Source organism: Flavobacterium sp. FPG59 (assembly GCF_002150205.1).
In the GTDB taxonomy this organism is placed as follows: domain Bacteria; phylum Bacteroidota; class Bacteroidia; order Flavobacteriales; family Flavobacteriaceae; genus Flavobacterium.
Genome location: NZ_MTCA01000315.1, coordinates 1 through 2,434, shown reverse-complemented (window position 1 = coordinate 2,434; position 2,434 = coordinate 1). Strand labels below are relative to the sequence as shown.

The following is a 2,434-nucleotide window of genomic DNA, read 5'->3' as shown; positions in this document are numbered from 1 at the left end:
TTTTAATATTTTAAGTCTTTAATGATAGATTTTAAAGAGAATTTAACAGCATTTTAATCGCTAGAAGGTAGTTTAAGTAAAACAAATAAGAACAATTATATAAACAAAACCAATTTTTTGAATCTTATATTTTTAAAATAAAATGACACATACCTATAAATTAACGGGAATGACTTGTTCTAGTTGTGGAGCCAAAGTAAAATCGGCTCTACTAACATTAGATAACGTTACAAATGTTACTGTTTCTAAAGACACAGAAACAGTAACAATTACAATGGACAAACACATTTCATTATTCGATTTGCAAAAAGTTTTAGAATCAAAATACCAAATATCAGCAATCAATCACAGCGAAACTGGAGAACAAACAAAATCATGGTTTGAAACCTACAAACCCATTTTGCTGATATTTTTCTACATCATAATAGTAACGACATTGGTGCAAACTCAAAACACAAAATTTGATTTTATGCAAGCAATGAGACATTTTATGTCCGGATTCTTTCTTATTTTCTCTTTTTTTAAATTACTAAATATCAAAGGTTTTGCGGATAGTTATGTGATGTATGATGTTTTAGCGAAAAAAATTCCAGTATGGGCTTACCTATATGTTATTATTGAATTAGGTTTAGGAATTGCGTTTCTAATTAATTTCAATCCCATACTAACTAATTCACTTACTGTACTTGTAATGAGTATCAGTATCATTGGTGTATTGCAATCAGTCTTAAACAAAAAGAAAATTCAATGTGCCTGTTTAGGTGCAATTTTCAATTTACCCATGAGTACTGTAACTATTATTGAAGATGCTTTGATGATTGTAATGAGTGGAATAATGTTATTCATTTTACTTTAACAAAAACCTAAATGAAAAATGAAAAATAAAAAATCAACCGCACCCGAAGGTGAGCACATCCTTTCAACAGAGTTTTTTAGTCAGGTTATAGACAGCATGCCTGATTATTCTATTTTTTCAGTGGATAATGACTTAAAAATAAACAGCTGGAGTTCTGGCTCAACACAATTATTTCAATATGAGGTAGAAGAAATAATGGGGAAAGACTTTGATATTATTTTTACTGAAGATGACAAAACCAAAGGCTTGCCAAAAACTGAAACTACAAAAGCTTTACAGGACGGAAAAGCCGTAGACAACAGATGGCACATTCGTAAAGACGGAAGCAAATTTTATGCATACGGTCAGGTTTATCCTTTAAAAGGTGAAGATGGAGAAGTAAAAGGGTTTGTCAAAATCCTTCGAGACCTAACCGAGAGACAAAATGCAGAAAAGTATGCTAAAGATGTAGAAGAACTTAGTGTGCATAAAGAAAGTATACTTTTTATACTTTCACATGATTTTAGAACCCTACTAACAGGTGTGACAGGAACCGCTGAATACTTGAATAAAAATTTTGATAAAATGGATAAGGCAGCAGCAAAAGAAATGCTCCAACTACTTCAAATAACATCAAAACAGCAATTAGACCTACTGGATTATCTAGTAGAATGGGCAAGAATAAAATACGCATCAGAAGCTTTTGCTCCCGTAAAAATTAACCTTTATACCGATGTTAAAAAAGTGTTTGATGCGCTAAATGACATTGCTGTTACAAATAAGGTTCACCTTCATAACAACATAAAGAAAAATATAAATGTTTTTGCAGACAGCGAAATGCTGTTTTCAATACTCCATAGTTTACTCAACAATGCAATAAAATATTCGCATAAAGAAGGTAAAATTGTAGTTCGTGCGAAAACAAAAGAAAATTCAATTATCATTGAAATAAAAGATGATGGATTAGGCATTACAAAAGAAATTAAAGATAAACTCTTTACACCTGAAATAACCACTATTTCAAACACATGGAAAAAGGATAAAGAAGCTGGTATCGGATTAATATTATCGAAAGGCTTTGTAGAAAAAAATGGAGGTAAAATTTGGGTAGAAAGTACTGAAGGCGCAGGTTCTTCTTTTTATTTTACATTACCCTCTGAGAAAACAAAATAACAATATAAATAAAACAAAACTGATTGCATCAGCAAGGTTTCTTTACGTCTATAGATGAAAAAAAATAAGCAGTTGTGCTTCAATAACACTATAATCGATGCAGAAAGTTCAGTAATCAAAACGGTATCAACGTCAAATTTCATAAGAACTTTTCATCCACATTATCCTCTAAAATAGGTTTGTGTTTGCCTGAAAGAATACCTTTTTTGCTGATTAGTAACTAGTCAATATTCTTAAACACTAAGCGCATAATACAGATCATAATAGTAGAAGATAGAAGTTAAATACCCTTTTAGCAACACTCATTACAACGATCTCACAAGCCCGAGCTAGTCTCCAGGACCTTTTGTAGATTATTTAAAGCTGAACATAATTTTACTTTTTTGCAACTCAAATGTGATTTTAAATCATTTTACACATTGGTTT

2 protein-coding genes are annotated in these 2,434 nt (G+C 30.9%); both read left to right on the top strand.

The window, feature by feature from the left end; all coding sequences use genetic code 11:
• Positions 1 to 142 precede the first annotated feature (142 nt).
• A complete protein-coding gene (locus tag FPG59_RS15475; protein ID WP_086455447.1) occupies positions 143 to 856 on the top strand; it encodes a heavy-metal-associated domain-containing protein in 714 nt (237 codons plus the stop codon).
• 18 nt (positions 857 to 874) lie between these two features.
• Positions 875 to 2,008: a PAS domain-containing sensor histidine kinase gene (locus FPG59_RS15470; protein WP_086455446.1), complete on the top strand. Its 1,134-nt coding sequence runs from the start codon at positions 875 to 877 to the stop codon at positions 2,006 to 2,008.
• Positions 2,009 to 2,434: the final 426 nt, after the last annotated feature.

Excerpts from the sequence above, each read along its gene's own strand:
- FPG59_RS15475 (WP_086455447.1), top strand. The coding sequence starts at position 143 with ATGACACATACCTATAAATTAACGGGAATGACTTGTTCTAGTTGTGGA.
- FPG59_RS15470 (WP_086455446.1), top strand. The coding sequence starts at position 875 with ATGAAAAATAAAAAATCAACCGCACCCGAAGGTGAGCACATCCTTTCA.